Here is a 23,276-nt window from a genome sequence, read left to right as displayed (position 1 = left end):
GCATCGCTACTTCACTTCCTTAGATAATTTTCAATCTGCAGAAACCTGCGGTGAGGTTTGATGCATGCCTAAATCAAAACGGCGTTCAGCACGGTTAAGAAATCGTTTTTATTCAGAAAACCGATCACTTTAATATCAGAAACATCGTTGCCCTGAGGATCGATGAATAGAATGCCCGGTGGCCCGAACAGCTTGAATCGTTTCAATAAAGCCGCATCATCCGGTGTACCGTCGGTCACATCGATTTGCAGCAGCACGACATCCTTCAAGCGCGATTGCACTTTGGCATCGGACAACGTAAAACGATCCATTTCCTTGCAGGAAACGCACCAATCCGCATGAAATCTGACCATAACGTGCTTGCCTTTGGATTGGCGGATTTGTTCATCCAATTCCGCAACTGTTTTTACCCCCTGGAAAGGTAAAGCCGGATAGCTTGAAACTGCTGTCTCTTGACCGCTTGCCGCATCCGCTGCCAAGTTTAGTTTTGACAACGGCTGCAACACATCGCGGCTGCCGGATAACACGCCGATTAATAGTGCTACACCCACCAGCAAAGCAATAACGCCAATGCCTTTGAGAAATTTCTGCAAACCCGAAGCGCGTTCCGGCAGCGGATCGATCGCATGCAGATAAATTGCCGAGATAATCAGCAACGCCGCCCACAGCAGCATATGCACCACGTCGTTAATAACCGGAGAGATCAACCAGATGGCGACGCCGAGCAGTAATACGCCAAAGAACCGCTTGATCGATTCCATCCATGCCCCGGCTTTTGGCAACAACGCACCGGCGGAAGTGCCCAGCAACAGTAAGGGCACGCCCATCCCCAGCGCCATGACGAACAGCGCGGAGCCACCCAGGATCACATCGCGGGTCTGGCTGATATACAGTAAAGCACCGGCCAAAGGGGCCGCGACGCAAGGCCCGACGATCAACGCCGACAATGCGCCCATGCCGAACACACTGGTCAAATGCCCGCCTTTAAGGTGACCGGCTTCCTCGGATAGCTTGGTCTGCAACGCGCCGGGCAATTGCAGCTCATAAAAACCGAACATGGAAAAAGACAGCAGCACAAAAATCACTGCAAACGAACCCAGCACCCAGGCATTCTGCAATGCCGCCGACAGCATTGAGCCCGACAACCCAGCCGCCACACCGGCAATGGCATATGTGATCGCCATGCCCAGCACATACGCCAATGCCAGGATAAATCCATGACTTTTAGTCACGTGTTTGCCACGATTGGCAATAATTCCCGACAAAATCGGAAACATCGGAAACACACAGGGGGTAAAGGACAGCAGCAGGCCAATGCCGAAAAATCCGGTCAGGATCAGCCAGAAATCACCGGTTTGAAACATTTGGTCAATCTTGTACGCCTCGGTTTCAATGGCAGGCGCTTTGGACGGCATGCGGAACAATTCCGCGGTAGCATCCACCCCGGCCGCAGCCGCCGGGTTGCTCACGGCGTTAGCAACCGCGCCGATAGCGGCCTTCACCGCCGGTAACGTCAGATCGATGGCTTTATGAATCGGCGCGTAACAAACCCCGACCGGCTCATTGCAACCCTGGTAAGTCGCCGATAGCGTCAGCGGTTGCTCGCTTGCGGAATCCTCACGTTTTAGCGAAATGATGGCTTGTACCGGGCTGTAATAGACTTCCGTTTGACCAAACGTCGCGTCTTCTTTCATTTTACCCGGCGGCAATGTGATTTTTTCAATGACCATGCCGTCTTGCTTGGGCTCAAACACGATTTTATCGCGATACAAATAATAATCCTTGGCCGGTGTCAGGCTCGCGATCAACGTGTGGCCATCGCGCACTTCCACCGATAGCTTGAAGGCTTCGTCCGGAGGCAGAAGCTCTTGCGGATTGCTTTGACCCAGCTTGATCCCCAGTCCCTGCAGTTTCTGGAATAAGCTGAAAGAACTGCCTTCCTCGGCATGAACCTGAGTACTGGCCAAACATAAAATCAGTAACAAAAATTGGATTGATCGCATCGGTATTCAGTCGTGTTTAATCGGAATCGGATAGTAGTGTTGTGTCGGCGATCCACTGCAAATAAGCAGGCAGGCCACCGGTTATAGGAACCATAATCACTTCAGGAAGTTCATAAGGATGCATCATCTTGATCAACTGTTCAACCCGGTCATAGTGCTGCTTCCGGGTTTTGATCAAAACCGGAATTTCTCCGGCCGATTCGATTTTACCTTGCCAGCGATAGACGGAAGCGCACGGACTCAGCACATTGACGCATGCAGCCAGTTGCTGATGAATTAAAGCTTCCGCCAATTGCATCGCCGACTTTTCGTCAGGAAAATTGGAAATGATCAGTACCGCTTCCATTGGCGTTATCAGTTAATACACAATAAATAAGCTGATTTTACCTCGCTTAGCGCTGCAATGGACAGTTGTGATAGCAAACGCGCGCACTGGGCATGCCGCGCCAATACGCATATACTTAAAAAATAATTAATCGCAAGGAGTAGAGCAAATGAAAGGACTATTTAACTTGGTTATAGCGCTATCGATCATTACCCCGGTCTCGGTATTTTTTGGCTACATCATCATGGATGAAGGCGATCAATTCACGGCCGAGCATTATATGGTGACAGGATTAAGCACAATTCCCTTCGTTTTCGCGCTGCTCGTCAAATTTCTGATGACAGGCGCCGAGAAAGAATAGCAAACCATTCTCACCAAAAGGCCCTGATAAACTCTAGCAATTCCAATGACAAAGTTGCGCGAAAATTCTTTGCATCAATCTCAATAACTCTCCCGGTTACTTACATTTCTGTGGTTGAACTTAGGATCAGTATTAAAAATAGGTGCTTGCTAAAAGCTTTAAAGAGCTGTTTCTATTTTCCGTAAGAAGTTACTTACAGTAAAAGCTTGCTTAAGTTTACAAGAGTAAAAATCTCATCAAAGATGATTTTCCTCCAGCAATTACTAGGGCCTGTTAACACAATCTGATTGCTTCGACGATGAGAGCGAAGTGGATAAAGGAGATGAAGACGACATCGAGCTTATCGAACCTGGAGAAGATGCGGCGAAATCCCTTGAGCCTTCTGAACAATCGTTCGATCTCGTTGCGTTTTTTGTACATGGCACGGTTGTATTCCCAGGGTGACAAGCGATTTGCTTTGGGCGGAACAACCGGGATGTAACCCAAATCTAGTGCCAGTTGCCAGGTTTGGTCGCCCTCATAAGCACGATCCATCAGCAGGTAGGTGGGCGTATTGACGGGACCGAGGGAAAGCAAAAGCTGCCTGCCCTCTGGCGCATCGTGGGCGTGACCGGGCGAGAGGGCAAAGCCTATGGTTGTTCTGGAATCTGCGGCAACCAGATGAATTTTGGTGGTCCATCCACCTCGAGATTTTCCGATGGATTGGGGGCCGTTTTTTTTAACGCACCCGTACCGTCGGGATGGACTTTGATGCTGGTGCTGTCCAGCGAAACAGTTTCAATACGGATACGGATGATTTGCTGATGCTGAAGTTGCCCAAATACATGGCTCAGTACACCACTCTTTGCCCAGCGATTCATGCGGGTATAGATGGTATGCCAGTTGCCGAATCGCTTGGGCAGTCCTCGCCACTTGCAGCCATGCTCGGCAACGTAAAGAATGGCATTGAGAACTTGCAGATTGGAATGGCTGACGTTGCCACGCTGACGCGGCAGGCAGTGCTCGATCTGTTGATATTGAGTTTCGGTGATTTCCATCACCAAATTATATCAAATAGCGTTAACAGGCCCTAGACTGTTTATAGCTTCGGTTTGATACCAAGCTATCTAATCGAAACAACTACACAAAAATGGAGAAAGCGCCATGATGCTTCTGAATCACATGAACATGCCACAGAAACTGACCATCCTGACAGTATTTTTATTGCTGATAGCCGCAGTGCCGGCAGCACTTTACATTAACACAGTGATCACCGAACTCGATACCACAAAACGGGAAGCTGCGGGTACTCAACCAGTCATTGCGTTACAGAAAGTGGTGCAATTCACTCAACAACATCGTGCTCTATCTGCTGCATTACTCAACGGCAATGAATCCGTAGCCGGTCGCTTGTTAGAAACTCAGAACGAACTGAATAAAGCCATCAATTTAGTAGATACCAAGCTTAAGGAAGCAAATATATCTCCTCAAAATGTGTCATTTTGGTCAGCTGAAAAACAGCGCATCACCGAAATTCAACAAGCTGTTCCTGCGCGTCGGCTCAAAGCTCCGGAAAGCACAGCGCAGCATACCAAAATAGTTCAGGCCCTTATGCTTATCAGTGAGGAAGTGCTCATTGAATCCAATCTGTTACTGGATCCGGCCAAAAACACCTACTTCCTGATTAATGCAACCATGCTCAATGCGCCTAGATTAGCTGAAAACTTGGGTCAAATGCGTGCAGCCGGTACAGCTTTCTTGACTTTGGGACATATAAATGACGAAGGTCGAACTAAACTGGGGGGGCTGGCCAGTAATGTCAATCAGTTTTCCACGGAATTCTTGCGTAATGTCGAAAAATCAATGCACTCCGATCCAAAAATAAAAGCTGCTCTGGAAGCTAGAGGTAATGAAATCAAAACTTTAGTCGAAAAGACATTGCTCATGGTAACCCAAGAATTATTACTAGCGAAGGAACTAAAACTGCCCGCGACTGAATATATTGCCGAGCTTACGCGCACAATCGACACCATCTATGATTACAATTTCACTGCTGCTGAGATTCTCACGCAAGCGCTGCATACCCGCGAAGAAAATCTGCAGCAAACAGTTTATTTGATGATTGGTTTAATAGCGGCTTTACTGACTTTTGCGATTATGTTCGCAGTCTTTATCGTACGCAGCATCACACAGCCGATGCAGGAAGCGATCAGTATCGCCAATGCCATAGCGACCGGTGACCTCACCAAACGGATAGAAGCGACATCCACGAATGAAACCGGGCGGCTGTTGCAAGCACTGAAAGCGATGAATGAGAATCTGGTCGACCTGGTCGGTAAAGTGCGTTCGGGAACCGACCAAATCGCAACGGCATCGGGAGAAATCGCATCGGGCAACTCGGACTTGAGCCAACGCACGGAAGAGCAAGCCTCCAGCCTGGAAGAAACCGCATCGTCGATGGAAGAATTGACCTCCACCGTCAAACAAAACGCCGACAACGCGCGCCAAGCCAATCAACTGGCTGCCGGTGCCTCGGAAGTTGCGATGAAAGGCGGCTCGGTAGTAGGTCAAGTGGTGCAAACCATGAGCTCGATCAACGAAAGCTCGAAGAAAATTGTCGACATCATTAGCGTGATCGACGGCATTGCGTTCCAAACCAATATTCTGGCGCTGAATGCGGCGGTGGAAGCGGCGCGCGCCGGTGAACAAGGCCGTGGCTTTGCGGTGGTAGCGACAGAAGTACGTACACTGGCGCAACGTTCCGCAGCAGCAGCGAAAGAAATCAAGGAACTGATCAGTGATTCTGTAGCGAAAGTAGAAGATGGCACACGCCTGGTGGATGAAGCGGGTGCAACCATGGACGAAATCGTCACTGCGGTAAAACGCGTTACCGACATCATGAGCGAGATCTCCGCGGCATCGCAAGAACAAAGCTCCGGTATTGAACAGGTTAATCAAGCGGTAACCCAAATGGACGAAGCCACGCAACAGAATGCCGCCTTGGTGGAAGAAGCTTCAGCCGCAGCGGAATCGATGCAAGAACAAGCCCATGCATTAACGCAAGCGATAAACACCTTCAAATTATCGGAAGGTTACTCAGGAACACCGGCGGTGATCAAAAGAAACAATCGCTCCGCCAGCATAGCCAAACTGCCGAATCGCGGCCCTGCGCGGAAAAAGCCTGCGGTGAAAGCCGTAACAAACACTGAAGCCGTAACGGCTCAACCACGCAAAGTTGCAGCTGGAGGTGGCGCTGAGGATTGGGAAGAATTCTAAAATCCCGGCAGCGGCAGGCTGATCAATTCAATCAACTTGCTCTATCCTGATAACCGGACAGCGCGCCTTGCGAGCATTCGCGGGCGCGCTGGTAAGCCAACCCGGCCACCGCCAAATCCCCCAACGCCAACCCCCGGAACACAAATGCAGTGTGCTCATCCGCTGCGCAACGCCCAGCGGCATCGCCCGTCACCAATCCGGTCAGATCGCCACGCACCAGCGCCGGATCAACCAGCGGTTTGGGCATGCTGGCTTCCTGTTCCAGGTCGTCAACGATAATCCGGTCAAACGCCGCCATGCTTCCAGCCAGCCACGGCGCGGCCAGATCGGTCATGGTGACGAAAGCACCGGGCTTCAACCAGCGCGCATCCAGAAAAGGAACCAGTTGCGGCGACAAAGTCACGGACGTAACGATCACGTCCGCATCGCGTAACGCTTCCTGCACAGTTTCACTGGCAATCGCCGTCAGTCCCATTTTTTCCGCGCTGCGGCAAAAAACATCGCGGCTCCCGGCTCCACGTCCGAGTGCGTGAATGCGCTTAAGCGGAAACAGTGCCGCGAAAGCCTGCAAATGACTGTGCGCCTGCACCCCGCAACCGATAAACGCGGCAACGGATGCATCCGGCCGTGCCAGCCGCTTGGCGGCAACCGCGCTCAATCCGGCGGTGCGCATCGCGGTAACCCAGTTGCCGTCGATCACCGCGAGCGGCAATCCGTTGCGGCTATCGAGCAAAGTCACCAGCGAATTAATACTGGCCAAGCCGTTTTTAGGGTTATCCGGGTTCAACACCAAAGCTTTGACGGCGAGAAAAGGCGGATCGTCGGCCGCCGCCAGCGTAGCCATCATATAGCGGCCATCCGGCGGCGTGATAACCGCTTTGGGCGCATTCCAAACCTGCTGCCGCTTACGGCCGAGCAACAGATGCTCAATACTGAGCGCAATTTCCTGCGGCGTTAATTGCAGCGATTGCAATAAATCCCAAGATAAATACCGGATGTCAGAACTTTGCCGCACGGAACGTTGTCTCTGAAGATTCTATTAAGTTAATGGAAAATTAGCCATTTTCACGCTACGGCTGCTATAATGCTGCCCCCGCCGCAACAACTAAAAGCTTATTTTTTGAGGAATTATTTATGTCTCGCCCAATCCGCAATATCGCCATCATCGCTCACGTTGACCATGGCAAAACCACAATGGTTGACAAACTGTTGCATCAAGCCGGCACCTTTGCCGCGCACCAACAAATTTCTGAACGTGTGATGGATTCCAACGATATTGAACGCGAGCGCGGCATTACCATTTTAGCCAAAAATTGCGCTATCGACTACGAAGGCGTCCACATCAATATCGTCGACACCCCGGGTCATGCGGATTTCGGCGGTGAAGTCGAGCGCGTGCTGTCGATGGTCGACGGCGTTTTGCTGCTGGTTGATGCCGTTGAAGGCCCGATGCCGCAAACCCGTTTTGTCACCAAAAAGGCACTGGCGTTGGGGTTGCGTCCGATTGTCGTGATCAACAAGATCGACCGCCCCGGCGCGCGTGCCGATTGGGTAGTCGATCAAACATTCGATTTGTTCGACAAACTGGGCGCCAGCGACGAGCAACTTGATTTCCCAGTTGTATATGCTTCGGCGTTAAACGGTTTTGCCACGCTGGATATTGAAAAACCCAGCACGGACATGCGCCCGTTGTTTGACACCATCCTCAGCTACGTCCCCGCTCCCGATGAAAACCCCGATGAACCCTTGCAACTGCAAATCAGCGCGCTGGATTATTCCAGTTTCGTCGGCCGTATCGGCATTGGCCGTATCCGCCGCGGTAAACTGCGGCCCAGTCAGGAAATCATGGTGTTAATGGGCGATAAGCCGCCGAAAAAAGCCAAAGTCAATCAAGTACTCGGTTTTCAGGGTCTGGAACGGGTGCAAATGAAAGAAGCCTTGGCGGGTGACATCGTACTGATCAACGGCGTGGACGAACTCAGTATCGGCGCCACACTGGCCGATGTCGACAAACCTGAGGCGCTGCCGGTTCTCGCTGTTGATGAACCAACCCTGACCATGACATTCCAGGTCAACACGTCACCGTTTGCCGGACAGGAAGGCAAATTCGTCACCAGCCGCCAATTGCGCGAACGTCTGGAAAAAGAATTGCTCACCAATGTCGCCTTGCGCATGGAAGAAACGGCCGAGACCGATTCGTTCCTGATCTCCGGGCGCGGCGAATTGCACCTGACCATTCTGCTGGAAAATATGCGCCGCGAAGGTTACGAGCTGGCAGTATCGCGCCCGCACGTGGTGATCCGCGAGATCGACGGCGTCAAATGTGAACCGTTTGAAATGCTCACCGTCGACGTGGACGAGGCCAATCAAGGCGCAGTGATGGAAGCCTTGGGCGCACGCCGCGGCGATTTACAAGACATGGTGTCGGATGCCAAAGGCCGCGTGCGGCTCGATTACCGTATTCCGGCGCGCGGTCTGATCGGTTTTCAATCCGAATTCATGACCATGACGCGCGGCACCGGCCTGATGAGCCATGTGTTTGACGAATTCGCCCCGATGCGTCCGGAAATTCCGCCGCGCAGAAACGGCGTGCTGATTTCCGCCGAACTGGGGGAAGCCGTCGCCTATGCGTTATGGAAACTGCAAGACCGCGGCCGCATGTTCGTCAGCCCTGGTGACCGCCTGTATGAAGGCATGGTGATCGGCATTCACACCCGCGATAACGATCTGGTCGTCAATCCGATCAAAGGCAAGCAATTGACCAACATCCGCGCCTCCGGCACCGATGAAGCGGTGACGTTAATCCCACCGATTCAACTGACGTTGGAATCCGCGATTGAATTCATCGCCGACGACGAGCTGGTAGAAATTACACCGCAAACCATCCGCATCCGTAAACGCTTTTTACTCGAGCACGAACGCAAACGCGCATCGAGAGCGGCAGCTTAATCACGATTTTCAATCCATTGCGCCGGTATGAGGTAATACCGGCGCAACCTTAAAGCTTCACTGTTTCACCGCTTGTCCGTCATCCGCCTGTTTTACTGTTTTTCAGCAGATTGGGCGGCGGACCAATCGGCTCAAAGTCCTTCAACAGCGGCACATCGTCCTTATTCACCCAGCGCAGATCCATGTCATACGTGCCGTGCGGCCCCCAGCTGCCGGTGAATTGCTTACCGTCCGGCGTGAATGTCCAGCACATATCTTCCCCGCCGGTATTGATTGTGTCACCGAGATTGACCGGCTGCTGCCATTCACCATTGGCATTTTGCCGGGCAATCCACTCGTCATGACCGCCGCGCGAACCCAAATCGGTGCGCATGCTGGTGATGATCAAGCTTTTACCGTCCTTCGATAACCCCGTCCAATGCATATGGTCGCGCTGCGGTGAATTGATCTTCGGCCCCAGGCTTTCCGGCTTTTGCCACACACCGTCTTTCTTTTCGACCTTCCAGATATCGCTATCCTGCGTCTCGCCCGGCTGATGATAACTGAAGTAAATCAAGCTATCGGACGCGATGATCGGACAATGTTCCTCACCGGTTGAGGTATTGATGCTCGGCAACTCCGGCACATCGTTCCAATTTCTGGCCGCTTGCCACACGCCATCGACTTTCTGCACCACGTACAAATCGCCGGACAACATATTGCCCGCTTCGTAGCGGGTAAAATAAATCACGTTGCCGTCATCGGAAAAACTCGGCTCCAGCTCCCACGCCGAAGTATTGATGTCCGGCCCCACCTTGGGATCGATACCCGGCCCCAAATGAATCGGCGATTGCCATTCACCGTCGACTTGATGCGACATCCAGATATCGAAACTGTAAGTATCGCCGGGAGACTGGATACCGCCTTCGCGCGTCGACACAAAAATCGCCGTCTTGCCGTCGGCACTGTAAGTGATCTCCATCTCAGAACCGGGTGAATTGATTTTCCCGCCGATGCTGTTCGACACTCGCGGACGCTCCGTCGCCGCGCCGCTACCGGAATCGTGCATGCCGGGCATGGCGTGGGAAACACCCTGCGCCAGGATAAGCGCCAGCGATACGGAACAGATTTTTGGAATAAGGGATTTAGCTTTCATGCGCCGACCTCCTTTTTTAGATAAATAATAAGATGTTTTCATTTTAGCTTTGACAATAACTTTAATTATCTCTGTAGCGGTGTTTTGGCATCCATTTGCAACAAGCTGAAGCCACTTCGCTCAAAACTATAATCATAGCGGCGATTTAAAAAGACTTTATATTCCAAAGCGACCATTAATAATAAATCTCTGAAGTAAGTGATGAACTTTCATCTTCACTCTGGATGCAGAAAGTGACTTGCCCTCTAATTTTTCAAAATAGGCCTTTGCTTTGCAAATATCAACTGTACTTTTTAAGCTATCAAAGCGCCCATATTCATTAAGGTTAGCCTCGGTGATACCAGTATTCATCATCGCTCTTAGCTTGGTTTCATCTAAGCCAAGATCCTGTGCAATCTCATGTATTTCTGTATCTTTAGCCGTAAATTGATACTCGGTTATATAGTCCCTAAAGGTTTTTTGGATATCTATGGTGATATTGCCACTCTGAACATCATGCAGAAAAATATTGGCATATTTTTGTTCTTCTTGCGTGAGCGAAGCAAAAGACTTGTGTAACTCATCTAACGTTTTTTGAACTTCCCCGCTATCGTCACCTGCTTGCCGGAGTGTCTTTAAGAACTTCTCAAATCGGGAATTCATATAATCCGCATCAATAATCCCGGTATCGATCTGCGTTAGATAGCCATCAATTTCAAAAGGCACATCACTGCTACCACCGCCAGCTCCGCTACTAAATAGCTCTTTATAACGTAACGCCAAAATCAGGTAGGTGTTTTCATCAAATTTTAAGGTCACGACAGATTTGGAATTACCAAATTCATACGTTAACTGGCTCCATTTAAAGCCTTGAATTTTTGCAGCTTCTAAATAATCATTTAATGCCTTAAACAGCTTGGCAAACTTGCCTCGTTCAGTTAAATCGTTAGGTAGTTTCTCAAAATTAGCAACGCCCGCATGGATGAACAACTCAACAATTTCTTCATAAATCGCATTTAACTTATTCAGGTTACTTTCCAGCCGTTGCGCAAATAGCGCAATCGGTTTGTCGCCTGAATACAATTTAACTGCACGGTTGATATGCTGTTCCATCGTATGTGGCTTACGATAATAGCGAATCGTGCCAAACGGTTTATCAGGCCCAAACAGTCGATTAGTGCGTGAGAATGCCTGAATGATGTTTTCGTACTTAATCACTTTATCCAAGTACAAAGTATTGAGCCATTTTGAGTCAAAGCCAGTCAGCATCTGGTCAACCACTATCAGCAAATTGATTTGCTGCTCGGGTGTTTTGGCAATTTGCGCATAGGGTTTTTTGTGGCCGAGTCTGGCAGCAATGTCTTTTTTAAATTTATCATGCGCCGCAAAGGTAAAGGCTTGGCCAAATTTCTGGTTGTAGTCCTCAACAATTTCCAGCAAACCGGCTTCCTTATCGTGCGCATTGCCGTTGTTATCAATGTTGGGGTCAAACAGCGCGGTGATGTTTAAATCACACTTAGCCTTTAACAATCTGTAATACTCAATCGCTTCTTTAATGCTACTGGTTGCCAAAATCGCGTGGAATTTCCCGTTTTGGCTTAACGTGACCCAGTGCTCCAAAATATCCTCAACCACTTTTTCTTGATGTTCAATACGTTCGTATTGCACGCTCGATATGTAATCTTCAATGCCTTTTACATATTGCCCAGCCTCGTCCAAATGCCCCGCCATGCTCACTTTGCGCATAGTGTGGTTAAACACTTCTTTTTTCTTGGGGTCAGCCAGCGCTTCGGCTTCGCTGCTGGCTTTGGCTTTTTCAAGCGCCACCGCTTTGCGTAACTCATTGTCTTTGTAGGTCATCACCTTATAAGGGTCAAACCCCAATACGTTTTTATCGCGAATGCCATCGGCAATGCTGTACCGGTGCAATTCATCGCCAAACACCGTGGCGGTGGTGTTCATTTGCCGTTGGTTTTCATCATGAATCGGCGTGCCAGTAAATCCAAAAAACAAGGCATTGTTAAAGGTTTGCTTAATCGTAATCAGCATATCGCCAAAAGTGGAACGATGCGCCTCATCCACAATAAACACCACTCTTTTTGCCCGCATGATTTCTACATCATGCGCTGTTAGTCCCTCTGCCTCATCTTTGATATTACTCATCTTTTGAATCGAGGTGACAATCAAGGTATTGGCAGGGTCGGTGCTTTTTAGTTTGGTGACTAAAACACCTGTATTTTCGGTGGCTTGCACGTCTTCGTTTTCATCGGCAAAGCCTTGATACTGAAGCAACGATTGCGTGCCCAGCTCGATCCTGTCCATCAAAAAAATCACCTTATCGGCATCTTTTGAGTTGGCTATCAGTTGAGCAGATTTAAAGCTGGTCATGGTTTTGCCTGAGCCTGTGGTGTGCCAAATATAGCCGCCTAGTTGGTTGGTATTTTCCCAATCCGTTTTGGCTACCTTGGTCGAAATCGCATTGGCAGCGTAATACTGGTAGCTACGCATCACCTTCAGCACGCCATCGGTATCATCCGCCACGGTATAAAAACCAATCAGTTGATGCGCCATCGGGATAGAGAGCAAATCAGCGGCGATTTTTTTCCAGTGGTTAATCGGCTCGTTATTAAAATCACCCCAATGAAAAAAATAATCTTTGTTAAATTTGCCGTCTGGCCCAGGGTTAGCAAAATACAACGTTTCTTCTGGCTCCATCGCCACAAACAACTGCAGCAATGAAAAAATGCCCGTAAACAAACCCTCATGGGCATATTTCTCAATTTGGTGGCAAGCTTGGCTCACCGCTACCCCGCTTTTTTTAAGCTCTATGTGAATCACGGGCATGCCATTAATTAACAGCAGCAGGTCGCCGCGACGGTCATTCAGAATTTTGGAATGGCTCTTAAATCTCGGTTGTTGCACAATCTGGTAACGGCTTTGCCCGGCGGCAATTTCGCGGCGGTCGTATATCTTCAAGCTGATTTCTTTACCCAAATGCAAAGTGTCGGCCGGGTTATCCCGTGTAATTGCCACCGTCTTGCCATTGATAAAGCCATTGAGTTTTAGCGGCGTGCGTAGCTCGGCAATCTGCTCCATGATTTGTTGCATTTCGCTGTTCGTTAGTGGTGTATCGTTTAAGCGGTCACGCTCTCGATTATTCTCAAATAAAATCTGTGCCCAGTTGTTGAGTAAATCCGCCTCCGCCGGGTTTTTTAGCACAGTCTTTTCCCACCCCTTGTTTGAGAGTTCTTCAATCAAGGCGGCTTCAAATCGGGCTTCAGAGGGGAAGGTCATAGGCTCCAGTTTTCAATGCTCAAGCTATGCACACGTTCGAATTCGCCTACATTATTAGTCACTAAAGTGGCATCCACTGCCAGCGCATGGCAGGCAATCCACAAATCATTCGCGCCAATCGGTGTGCCAGAAGTTTTAAGCTGGGTAAACTGCGCCGCGTAATGCTGGCAAATTCTTGCATCAATCGCATATTCCACAGGGATGCTCAGCGTCAGCTGTTTAATCTGTTTAAGTACCTGCGCTTTACGCACACTGCGCTCAGCACCTTTTAACAACTCCGCGTAAGTAATATAAGACATACACAACACATCATCGTCACTGAGTGCATTCACCCGCTCTGCAACCGCGACGGGCTTATTTTTCAGCAAATAGATGATGATATTGGTATCCAGCATATACCTCATAAAGCATCTCTATCTTGCATCGTTTGCGCAGTTGAAACATCCTCCGACAATGCCTCAATAAAATCATCGTCAAACTGCGTGAGTGCCGCTAGCAAGCTATCGCCCCGTTTAGGTTTTATGGGGTGAATCACAAGGTCGCCATTCTCCGCACGGCTTATTTCAACTTGCTGAACATCCAGTTGAAAAGCCTGCGGAATGCGCACCGCTTGGCTATTGCCATTCATAAACACCCGTGTCGTTAGTGTTTGCATAATGTTGATCTCCCGCAATAAATGTGTGTACTAGACTGTATGTATTTTAGACAGGGCTAAGCGATAATGCAACGCTACGTTCGCACGGTGTGCTGGCTTAAAAATAGAATCAAAAAAGCCAATCATTTCCTTAGACAAACATCTTTTCCAAGCAGGCTTTTTTGAGGTTGTTGAGTTTATCTAACTCGGTTTGGTGGAGGAAAATCAGCTTGTCGAGGTTTTGGAAATAACTGCCTACTTTCTTTTGCTCTTCTAATTTTGGTAGTGGTACAACTAATTTAAAAAAGTCACCTAAATTGTAATTTGTTCGCCCATCACCTGTGGACATTTTGATAGCAAAATATTTATGTGTGTCTGTGTTTAAAAACGTTGATAAATAATTTGAATCAATTATTTTTTTGTTGGGTCTAGTATTAATTGTAGCAAATCCAATTGAACCCTCTTCTCTTTTGGCAATAACAGCAGAAGTGCCGGCTTCGCCAGTATGTACTGTTACAACATCCCCAATTTGAAGTTTACGGTTTGAGTTATCGTTCGCAAATTGCTCATCAAGAAAAATTGGCGAATCTGCAAATTTAAAGTGATTATTTTTAATATCAGAATTTCTTATGAGCAAAGCACCAGATTCGCGATAATACTTGGTCATAGTTGTCACTAAACCAATAAATATTTGACCTAGTTCTGTAATATTTTTCTCTTCCCAGGCCAATTCAAAACCTTTAAACCGAATTTCAGGGACATTAGCACCATCTTTGGGAAACATTTTTTCAAGCATGGCTTTTTTGAGGTTAACCAGCTTATCGACCTTGGCTTGATGCAAGCTAATCAGCTTATCGAGGTTTTGGAAATAACTACCTATTTGGGTTTGTTCGGTTGGGTCTGGAACACTGAATTGCATTTTTTTAAATGCACTAGTCGTAATTTGATTTATTGTTGCACCAAGATTTTTTTCTACTTCCTTATTGAATTGTTGGGTATCGAGAAGTACATTAATGAAGTTTGGTTGCTCCGAACGTATTCCAGTCATAAAAGCACCTATGACGGTATTGTTCATCTTTCTTTTGATTTGGGCATGTTTCCCAATCAAAGAACGAGATCCATTTCTTACTACAACAGCAATATCACCTGCTCTTACATTGTCGCAGTTAACAACTTCAGAATTCACAAACACATCATCTGCATTAACTATTTCCCCATTTATCACATTTGATGAACGAAGAACTAATGTTCCATCGCTATCGACTACATCTTTTGGGGAGTAAGTAAGTCCACTAAAAAATTCAACAGCCTCTCCCAATGGACCATCTATCCACTCTTCATTAAATCCCTTAAACCGAATGACTGGCACTTTTTTTATGTCAGCCATCTTAATCAGCCTTCAAGAACGTCTTAAACTCAGCCAAACCTTGCATATCAAAGGCGTTGCCGGTGAGTTCGTCTATCATGCTGGCGAGTTCACCCTCTGTGCTAGCAATCTCTTTTGCCACATCTGCATAGGTGGTGGCGTATTTATCCGCCAGCACTTGCACCTCGGTGGTGAGGGTGTGTATCAGCACGGTAGGCAGTAGGTCGAGCGCGGCGACCAGTGGGTTAATCCATTTCAGTTCTAGCATTGCGCACACTTGTGCGTCTGTTAACGCCTCAATGGCGATTTTGGTTTTTAAGTGAAGCGCGGCAGTTTCAGCTTTGAGTCGTTTTTTGAGTTCTTTTTCTTCCGCAAGCAGCGCGTCTACTTTTAATGTTTTGATTTCTATCGTTTCTTCTGCAAATACAACGCCTTTTTTAACTTCAGCTTTGAGTTGTTTGGCTTCTTTGGCTACCTCGCTTGCCACAAAAGCGTCCATCGCTACGTTAACGATTGCGCTGGATTTTTCTTCCTCAGTCAGTGAATCGAGTATTTCCTCAACTTCTGCGCTTATTTCTGCCAAGCGGTTTTCTTTGCTTTGAATCTGTTGCAGTTCACCGCTTAAGTAGGTTTGTTGCACCAACTCAAACGGCATAATGTGGCCTAGCCAGCCTTCTTGCACTTCTTGGTCTTTGCCGTCTTTTTTCTTGCTGACGATATTGGGGTCAACCTGTTTGGTGGCGGCAAAGCCTTCGCTTTGGATGATTTCTAAATCCACCGCGATGCTGGTCCAATGGTCGTCGAGCAGTTGATAGGCCTCGTATTTGTCGATGAGCGGGATAGGCTTTAGACGGCTAAAAATATCGTCACTGATCACGGTGAGTTGTTTTTGAATGTTCACCGTTTGCATGTTGGTGAGTAGCCCTTGCTTTAAAAAACCATCAAAATCCGCAAAAGCGGCGTTAAAGCGTTGCGCAAAGGCTTTGACATCGGCGTGCTGGGTAATGGCGGTTTTAATGTCTGCCACATTGAGCGCGGAATATTCACTTGAAGTTGCGGTGAATAGCGCCGCCCTTAAATTGGGGAAAGCCTGCCAAAAATCAGCCAGCGCATTGATTTCTTTATCGGGAATACCGCCAAACATGGTGGCGTATATATCCCAGCTCTCTGCCGGTTCAGATGAATCGACATACCTTGGAATATTGAGGTTGTAATCATTTTCACGGATTTGGTCACGGCTCACCAGCTTGGAATATTTGGGGTGGGTTTGCCGCTCGATTACGGTATCGGTAATACGTTTAATATCGGAGGCTCTGAGCTTGTTGTTTTTGCCAACCTTAATAAAGCCTTTGGAGGCATCGACGATCAGCACATCGGGTTGCGCACGTTTTTGTTTGAGCACCATGATGATGGTCGGGATACCTGTGCCAAAAAAGATATTGGCGGGCAAGCCGATAATGGCGTCGATATGGTTGGCTTCAATGAGTTTTTGACGAATAACGCCTTCTTCACCGCCACGGAACAGCACGCCATGAGGCAAGACAATCGTCATCATGCCATCCGGTTTAAGGTGATATAAATCATGCAACAAAAAGGCGTAGTCGGCCTTGGTTTTGGGTGCTAAGCCAAAGCGGGCATAACGCGGGTCGGTGTCTTTATGCTCGGAATCCCATTTTTGTGAATAGGGCGGGTTAGAAACCACCGCATCCAAATACAGCGGGTTGTAGGAGTTGGTGGGGTCACTTTCATCAAAATAGGGCCAGTCATCTTCTAAGGTATCGCCATTACGCGTGATGATGTTGCTGGGCAAAATGCCACGCATCACCAAGTTCATGCGCGTGAGGTTGTAGGTATTTTGCTTGAGCTCCTGCGCGTAGTATTTGATGTTGTTTTCATCATCGATATGCTTGGCAACGGATTGGCCTATATTGATGAGCAATGAGCCTGAGCCACTGGTTGGGTCATAAATCTGAATCTCTTTTTTGTCTTTGACATGGTGCGCAATGAGCTCGGACATGAGCAACGATACTTCATGCGGCGTATAAAATTCGCCTGCTTTTTTACCCGCATTGGCGGCAAACATGCTAATCAGGTATTCATAAATAAAGCCAAGCACATCGTAATCTTGCTTGCCATCCATCGGGATGTCTTTAATCAAGTGAATGAGCTGGCTAATGGCTTTGGTTTGCACCGCTGCGCTTTCGCCTAACTTGCTGAGGCCTGTTTGCAGGGTGTCAAAAACACCATCAAACAGCTTTTTGTGTACTGGAATTAAACGGCTAAAGGCAGAGAGCGCATCGCGTACATTGGAAACATCGAAGTCTTTTCCCTTTGCAATCCAAGTGGAAAAAAGGTTTTCATGGGCAATAAAGTAGCCAATGTTGCTTTTAAAATATTCAACGGTTTCTGCATCATCCTCTGACAGCGCTTTAATATCTTCGGCAGAAAAGTCTTCTTTTTTGGCAAACTGTAATTCTTTATCTGAAAGATATTTGTAAAAAATAAAGCCAAGAATATAGTCCTTATATTCATTGGCTTCGATTTTTGAACGCATCTGGTTGGCGGATTCCCAGATTTTGGCTGCTAATTGTTGCTTATTCATCGGTGAGCTTTATTCCCAAAATGATCCCTACATAGCCTACAAGTCATTTGATGAACAAATGTAATTCAGTCTTAAAAAAAAGGGCTCTTGACGAGCCCCACTTACTCACTACCCATACTTTCATTCATTACGTTATTTAAATTTCAATAACTTATACTAAATTTCACTTATTTTGACATTCGATAGCTTTCCTAAATATCAATATTTGTCGCCCTCAACGCATTCTTCTCAATAAACGCCCGGCGCGGTTCCACCACATCGCCCATCAGGGTAGTGAAGATTTCGTCGGTGAGAATACTGTCTTCGATTTGCGCGCGCAGCAGGCGGCGGTTTTCCGGGTCCATGGTGGTTTCCCAGAGCTGGCTGGGGTTCATTTCGCCGAGGCCTTTGTAGCGTTGCACGTTCAGGCCTTTTTTCGCTTCTTCCAGCAGCCATTCGAGCGCGTGCTTGAATTCGCTGACTGTTTGTTTGCGTTCATTACGCTGAATATACGCGCCTTGACTCAGCAGGCCGTCAAACACTTGCGCGGTTTTCTGGATTTGCGCGTAGTCGCCGCTTTCGAGGAAATCAATGTCGAGGTAGCTGGTCAGCACGTTGCCGTGCGACATACGCATGATTTTGAGGCGGTAACGTTCGTGCAGATCGTCGTATTCCGCAACGATTTCCACGTCCTTGACGCGCGCAGCCAAACGGATTGCGCTGTCCGCCGCGGCTTGGCCGTTGCTTAAGTCGACATCGGGCTGGCGCAGCAGTGCGTGCATGACAGTGCTGTCGATGGCTTGGCTCATGCGTTCGATAACCGCTTCCGCCAGGATGTATTCATTGGCGATTTTTTCCAGCGTTTCGCCGGTTAATGCCGGTTTATCGCCGCCGGTATGCAGCTCGGAACCGTCCAGCGCGAGGCTCAACATATATTGTTTCAATTCATGGTCGTCCTTGACGTAGCGTTCCTTTTTGCCGTGCTTGATTTTGTAAAGCGGCGGTTGCGCGATGTAAATGTGGCCGCGTTCGATCAATTCGGGCATCTGGCGGTAGAAGAACGTCAGCAGCAGCGTGCGGATATGCGAGCCGTCCACGTCCGCGTCGGTCATGATGATGATGCGGTGGTAGCGTAGCTTGTCCGGGTTGTATTCGTCCTTGCCGATGCCGGTACCGAGCGCGGTGATCAGTGAAATGATTTCCTGCGACGAGATCAGTTTGTCAAAACGCGCTTTTTCCACGTTCAGGATCTTACCTTTGAGCGGCATGATGGCCTGGAATTTACGGTCGCGCCCTTGCTTGGCGGAACCGCCTGCGGAATCACCCTCGACCAGGTACAGTTCGCACAATGCCGGATTCTTTTCCTGGCAATCGGCCAGCTTGCCCGGCAGTCCCATGCTATCCAGAACGCCTTTTCTACGCGTCAATTCGCGGGCTTTGCGCGCCGCTTCGCGCGCTCTAGCGGCATCGATGATTTTGTTGCAAATGGTTTTGGCGTCGATGGGATTTTCCAGCAAATACTCGGTCAGTTTTTGCGCCACGACTTCTTCCACCACTGGGCGTACTTCCGAAGACACCAGTTTTTCCTTAGTTTGCGACGAAAACTTAGGCTCGAACAATTTCACCGATAGAACGCACGACAAACCTTCGCGCATGTCGTCGCCGGAGGTTTCCACTTTGGCTTTTTTCGCCAGTTCGTTTTTTTCGATGTAATTGTTGAGCGTGCGCGTCATCGCCGCGCGCAGGCCGGTCAAATGCGTGCCGCCGTCTTTTTGCGGAATATTGTTGGTGAAGCACAGTACCTGCTCGGTGTAACTGTCGTTCCATTGCATCGAGACCTCGACGGCAATGTTGTCCTTCGCACCAGCTGCATAAAAAATACTGGGGTGCAGCACCGTTTTACTGCGGTTGATGTATTCGACAAAGTTTTTGATACCGCCGGTGAAAGCGAATCTCTCATCCTTACCGGTGCGTTGATCGATCAGGTGGATTTTCACGCCATTGTTGAGAAAAGACAGTTCGCGCAAGCGCTTGGCGAAAATATCGTAATGGTATTCGACGTTGCCGAAAATGTCCTTGCTGGCGAGAAAGTGCACTTCGGTGCCGTGGCGTTCGCTTTCGCCGGTGACTTCCAGCGGCTTGACCGGAACACCCATGCGAAATTCCATCTGGTTGATTTTTCCGTCACGGCGGATGGTCAGTTTCAACCATTCCGACAACGCATTGACCACCGATACACCGACACCGTGCAAACCGCCGGAAACCTTGTACGAATTGTCGTCAAACTTCCCGCCTGCATGCAGTTCGGTCATGACGATTTCCGCCGCGGAGCGTTTCAGATCGTCGTCATGCTTAATACCGGTTGGAATACCGCGGCCATTGTCGATGACGCTGACGGAATTATCCGGATGGATGGTGACGGTGATTTCGTCGCAATGACCGGCCAACGCTTCATCGATGGCGTTATCGACGACTTCGAACACCATATGATGCAGTCCCGTGCCATCGCTGGTATCGCCGATGTACATGCCGGGCCGTTTACGCACGGCGTCCAAGCCTTTCAGGATTTTGATGCTTTCGGAACCGTAATCGCTCGAACTGTCTTTAGGTACGTTGGGATTTTGATCGCTCATGGGTCAGGATTTTCAGGGTTATGTAAGTTGCAGGAAATGACTTCGATAGTTGCCGATTTTGCTGAGTGCTTGCGCACATGCGCTTAAATTCTCATCGGCATGACGATATATTTAAACGCATCGTTCCCAGGTATTGTGATCAGCACGCTGCTGTTGGCATTTTCAAACGCGCATTGCACGGTTTCGCTATCCACATTGTTCAATAAATCGAGCAGATAAGTGATGTTCAGGCTGATATCCACCGATTCTTCAGTGTAGTTGATTTCCAGTTCTTCTTCGGCTTCTTCCTGTTCGTTGTTTTTGCAAACGATACGCAAGTTATTTTCACTGACGATCAAGCGCACACCGCGGAATTTTTCGCTTTGGTTAGACAGTATCGATACCCGTTGCAACGCTTGCAAGAAGGTTTGGCGGCTAATTTCAAACTGTTTGTTGTTCCGGGTCGGGATAACGCGATTGTAGTCGGGAAACTTACCATCGATGACTTTGGACGTCAGGACAATGCCGGAAAAGGAAAACCGCACCTTGTTCTGGAAGTATTCAATGGTTACCGGTTCTTCGTTATCTTCGAGCAGTTTGGACAGTTCATACACGGCCTTGCGTGGCAGGATGACTTCCTGCTTTTTCTGTGCTTTGTCCAGTGCCGCCTCGATGTAAGCCAAACGATGTCCGTCGGTGCCAACGCTGATGAATTTCTTGTTATCCGTCAATAACAACAGACCGTTCAGGTAATAACGGATGTCTTGTTGCGCGACGGCGAACTGGACATGGTGCAATAAATCTTTTAATTCTTTTTGTTTCAGCGTGATCGCATTTTCCGATTCAGCTTCTTCCGCAACTTCTGGAAAGTCTTCCGCCGGAAGTATTTGCAGGTTGAACGCGCTTTTGCCGGATTTGACGTAGAGATGATCGTCCTGCCGGGTTAAGGTTACTTCGGCGTCGGCGGATAGAGAACGCAGAATATCCTGAAGTTTTTTCGCGGAAACCGTTAAGGAAAAATCCTGTTTGGGCAACAAATCAATGGTTGCAACCGTTTTGATTTGTATTTCCAGATCAGTGGTCAAAAAAGAGGTCTTTTCCGCAGTTTGCCGGATCAGCACATTCGATAAGATAGGCAATGTCTGACGGCGTTCGACAATTCCGGTGACTGTCTGCAGCGGTTTTAACAAGGTATCCCGGTTGGTTTTAATTAAAAGCATTTATATAAAAGTAATAGTAATTTAATAATGTCCGCCAATCTTCTGTATAGTTTCTAACATCTGCTGAATATCAACAAGATAGTTTAAAATTTTGCTTTGTATGGCGAGTGTATACTGCTTGGATAGTTTGTGGATAAAAATGGCGGATTTTTTAAAACAAGAGTTATACACAAACTGTTCAACTGTTATCAACCTCTCAAAATGAGTATCAGCGCGTTGAAATCGCGGTTCACCACCGGATCGGAAATGCGCAATTCGTTAATTTTGCGGTAGCCATGCAGCACGGTGGTATGATCCCGGCCGCCGAACGCCTCGCCGATATCCGGCAAACTCAATGAAGTCAGTTCCTTGGCGATGGCCATTGCCATTTGCCGTGGCCGTGCGACGATACGCGAGCGCTTCTTGGAATACATTTCCGATACTTTTATTTTGTAGTAATCGGCGACGGTTTTCTGGATGTTCTCGATCGAGATTTGCCGGCTTTGCACGGCAAGCAAGTCCTTTAATGCCTCCTTCGCCAGATCCAAGGTGATTTCCTGACCGATGAAGCGCGAGAAAGCCAGCACGCGTTTCAATGCGCCTTCCAGCTCACGCACATTGGAGCGGATATGCTTGGCAATGAAAAACGCGACATTTTCGCCCAGACGGATTTTTTCCTGCTCGGCTTTCTTTAGCAAAATCGCCACGCGCATTTCCAGTTCCGGCGGCTCGACCGCTACCGTCAATCCCCAGCCAAAACGCGATACCAGACGTTCTTCCAGTCCGGTAATTTCTTTCGGATAAGTATCGCACGTGATAATCACTTGTTTATGCGTTTCAATCAGCGCGTTGAACGCATAGAAAAACTCTTCCTGCGTGCGGTTCTTCCCTCCAAAGAACTGCACATCGTCCACCAGCAACAGATCGAGCGAATGGTAGTACAGCTTGAACTTGTCGAACGCTTTGTGCTGGTAAGCGCTGACGACATCGGACACGTATTTTTCCGCATGCACATAGCGGATCTTGGCGTTTTTGTCGTTTTTCTGCACGTAATTGCCGATGGCTTGAATCAAGTGCGTTTTTCCCAGCCCCACGCCGCCGTAGATGAACAGCGGGTTGTACGCGATGCCGGGCGATTCCGCCACCTGGATCGCACCGGCGCGCGCGAGTTGATTGGCTTTGCCGGTGACGAAATTATCGAAGGTGAAATTAGGATTCAGACCGCTGGGATTTTTCCTGCCGGGCTGGTATGCGGCCTTGGGTTCCGCTGGCGGCTCCTGTGGTGCTTCCACCGGCGCGGCTTTGACTATCACGGTTTTTGCATCGTTTTGCTCGGCCAGTTTCAGGTGAAACTGGATTTTCTTGTCGAAGTACATCAGCGCCATGTTTTCAATGTGCCCGATGAAATTATCTTTAACCCATTGCGACACGAAACGGTTAGGTGCAATCAACACAACCTCATCGTCGCTATTCAGTTCCGGATCAATCTGTAAGGGTTTGATCCAGGTGTTAAATTGCTGTGCGTTGAGTTCTTTTCTAAAATGATCAAGGCAGGATAACCAGAAAGTGTTCAGTGATTGCAT

The 23,276-nt window shown here is 48.5% G+C and carries 16 protein-coding genes; 3 read left to right on the top strand and 13 right to left on the bottom strand.

Annotation, left to right across the window (positions count from 1 at the left end; translation table 11 throughout):
- Positions 1–68: 68 nt before the first annotated feature.
- Together dsbD and cutA are read right to left on the bottom strand one after the other, a co-directional pair.
- Positions 69–2,003 (bottom strand): protein-disulfide reductase DsbD, encoded by a 1,935-nt coding sequence (dsbD, locus tag R2083_RS00080; protein ID WP_317537104.1) that lies wholly within the window; start codon positions 2,001–2,003, stop codon positions 69–71.
- Between the two features lie 16 nt (positions 2,004–2,019).
- Positions 2,020–2,349 carry a divalent-cation tolerance protein CutA gene (gene cutA / locus R2083_RS00075; protein ID WP_317529561.1) on the bottom strand — a complete coding sequence of 110 codons (330 nt, stop codon included), beginning with the start codon at positions 2,347–2,349 and terminating at the stop codon, positions 2,020–2,022.
- 148 nt (positions 2,350–2,497) lie between these two features.
- Between cutA and R2083_RS00070 the strand changes: the two genes are divergently transcribed.
- Positions 2,498–2,689 (top strand): hypothetical protein, encoded by a 192-nt coding sequence (locus tag R2083_RS00070; protein ID WP_317537103.1) that lies wholly within the window; start codon positions 2,498–2,500, stop codon positions 2,687–2,689.
- Between the two features lie 273 nt (positions 2,690–2,962).
- On the opposite strand, the gene R2083_RS00065 is transcribed toward R2083_RS00070, so the two are convergent.
- A protein-coding gene (locus R2083_RS00065) for an IS5 family transposase (protein WP_317537102.1) occupies positions 2,963–3,726 on the bottom strand; the annotation gives its coding sequence in 2 pieces (ribosomal slippage) (positions 2,963–3,411 and positions 3,411–3,726; 765 coding nt in all).
- A gap of 106 nt (positions 3,727–3,832) precedes the next feature.
- Between R2083_RS00065 and R2083_RS00060 the strand changes: the two genes are divergently transcribed.
- The gene (locus R2083_RS00060; protein WP_317537101.1) at positions 3,833–5,944 is read left to right on the top strand and encodes a methyl-accepting chemotaxis protein; all 2,112 of its coding nucleotides are present in this window, start codon (positions 3,833–3,835) and stop codon (positions 5,942–5,944) included.
- 31 nt (positions 5,945–5,975) lie between these two features.
- Here the strand turns inward: R2083_RS00060 and R2083_RS00055 are convergent, their stop codons facing one another.
- Positions 5,976–6,959, bottom strand: coding sequence for an ornithine cyclodeaminase family protein (locus R2083_RS00055; RefSeq protein ID WP_317537100.1), 984 nt, complete (start codon positions 6,957–6,959; stop codon positions 5,976–5,978).
- A gap of 119 nt (positions 6,960–7,078) precedes the next feature.
- Between R2083_RS00055 and typA the strand changes: the two genes are divergently transcribed.
- Entirely contained in the window at positions 7,079–8,893 is a 1,815-nt protein-coding gene (gene typA, locus R2083_RS00050) for a translational GTPase TypA (RefSeq protein WP_317537099.1), read from the top strand.
- A 79-nt stretch (positions 8,894–8,972) separates the two neighbouring features.
- On the opposite strand, the gene R2083_RS00045 is transcribed toward typA, so the two are convergent.
- From R2083_RS00045 to dnaA, 9 genes are all read right to left on the bottom strand, one after another.
- Entirely contained in the window at positions 8,973–10,028 is a 1,056-nt protein-coding gene (locus R2083_RS00045; protein WP_317537098.1) for a hypothetical protein, read from the bottom strand.
- Between the two features lie 156 nt (positions 10,029–10,184).
- Positions 10,185–13,301: a type I restriction endonuclease subunit R, EcoR124 family gene (locus R2083_RS00040; protein WP_317537097.1), complete on the bottom strand. Its 3,117-nt coding sequence runs from the start codon at positions 13,299–13,301 to the stop codon at positions 10,185–10,187.
- Positions 13,298–13,705 carry a type II toxin-antitoxin system VapC family toxin gene (locus R2083_RS00035; RefSeq protein WP_317537096.1) on the bottom strand — a complete coding sequence of 136 codons (408 nt, stop codon included), beginning with the start codon at positions 13,703–13,705 and terminating at the stop codon, positions 13,298–13,300. The genes R2083_RS00040 and R2083_RS00035 overlap by 4 nt, the downstream gene beginning before the upstream one ends.
- Entirely contained in the window at positions 13,702–13,956 is a 255-nt protein-coding gene (locus tag R2083_RS00030; RefSeq protein WP_317537095.1) for an antitoxin, read from the bottom strand. The genes R2083_RS00035 and R2083_RS00030 overlap by 4 nt, the downstream gene beginning before the upstream one ends.
- Before the next feature lie 130 nt (positions 13,957–14,086).
- On the bottom strand, positions 14,087–15,322 hold the full coding sequence (locus R2083_RS00025; RefSeq protein WP_317537094.1) for a restriction endonuclease subunit S: 1,236 nt from the start codon (positions 15,320–15,322) through the stop codon (positions 14,087–14,089).
- A gap of 1 nt (position 15,323) precedes the next feature.
- The gene (locus R2083_RS00020) at positions 15,324–17,903 is read right to left on the bottom strand and encodes a type I restriction-modification system subunit M (RefSeq protein ID WP_317537093.1); all 2,580 of its coding nucleotides are present in this window, start codon (positions 17,901–17,903) and stop codon (positions 15,324–15,326) included.
- Positions 17,904–18,094: 191 nt separating this feature from the next.
- Positions 18,095–20,515 carry a DNA topoisomerase (ATP-hydrolyzing) subunit B gene (gyrB, locus tag R2083_RS00015; protein ID WP_317537092.1) on the bottom strand — a complete coding sequence of 807 codons (2,421 nt, stop codon included), beginning with the start codon at positions 20,513–20,515 and terminating at the stop codon, positions 18,095–18,097.
- Positions 20,516–20,598: 83 nt separating this feature from the next.
- Positions 20,599–21,714, bottom strand: a complete 1,116-nt coding sequence (gene dnaN / locus R2083_RS00010; RefSeq protein WP_317537091.1) for a DNA polymerase III subunit beta — start codon at positions 21,712–21,714, stop codon at positions 20,599–20,601.
- Between the two features lie 188 nt (positions 21,715–21,902).
- Complete coding sequence (gene dnaA, locus R2083_RS00005) at positions 21,903–23,267, bottom strand: chromosomal replication initiator protein DnaA (protein WP_411172533.1); 1,365 nt, start codon at positions 23,265–23,267, stop codon at positions 21,903–21,905.
- Positions 23,268–23,276: the final 9 nt, after the last annotated feature.

The sequence above is a fragment of the Nitrosomonas sp. Is35 genome, from assembly GCF_033063295.1.
GTDB lineage: Bacteria > Pseudomonadota > Gammaproteobacteria > Burkholderiales > Nitrosomonadaceae > Nitrosomonas.
This window is presented reverse-complemented; position numbering and strand designations above follow the sequence as displayed.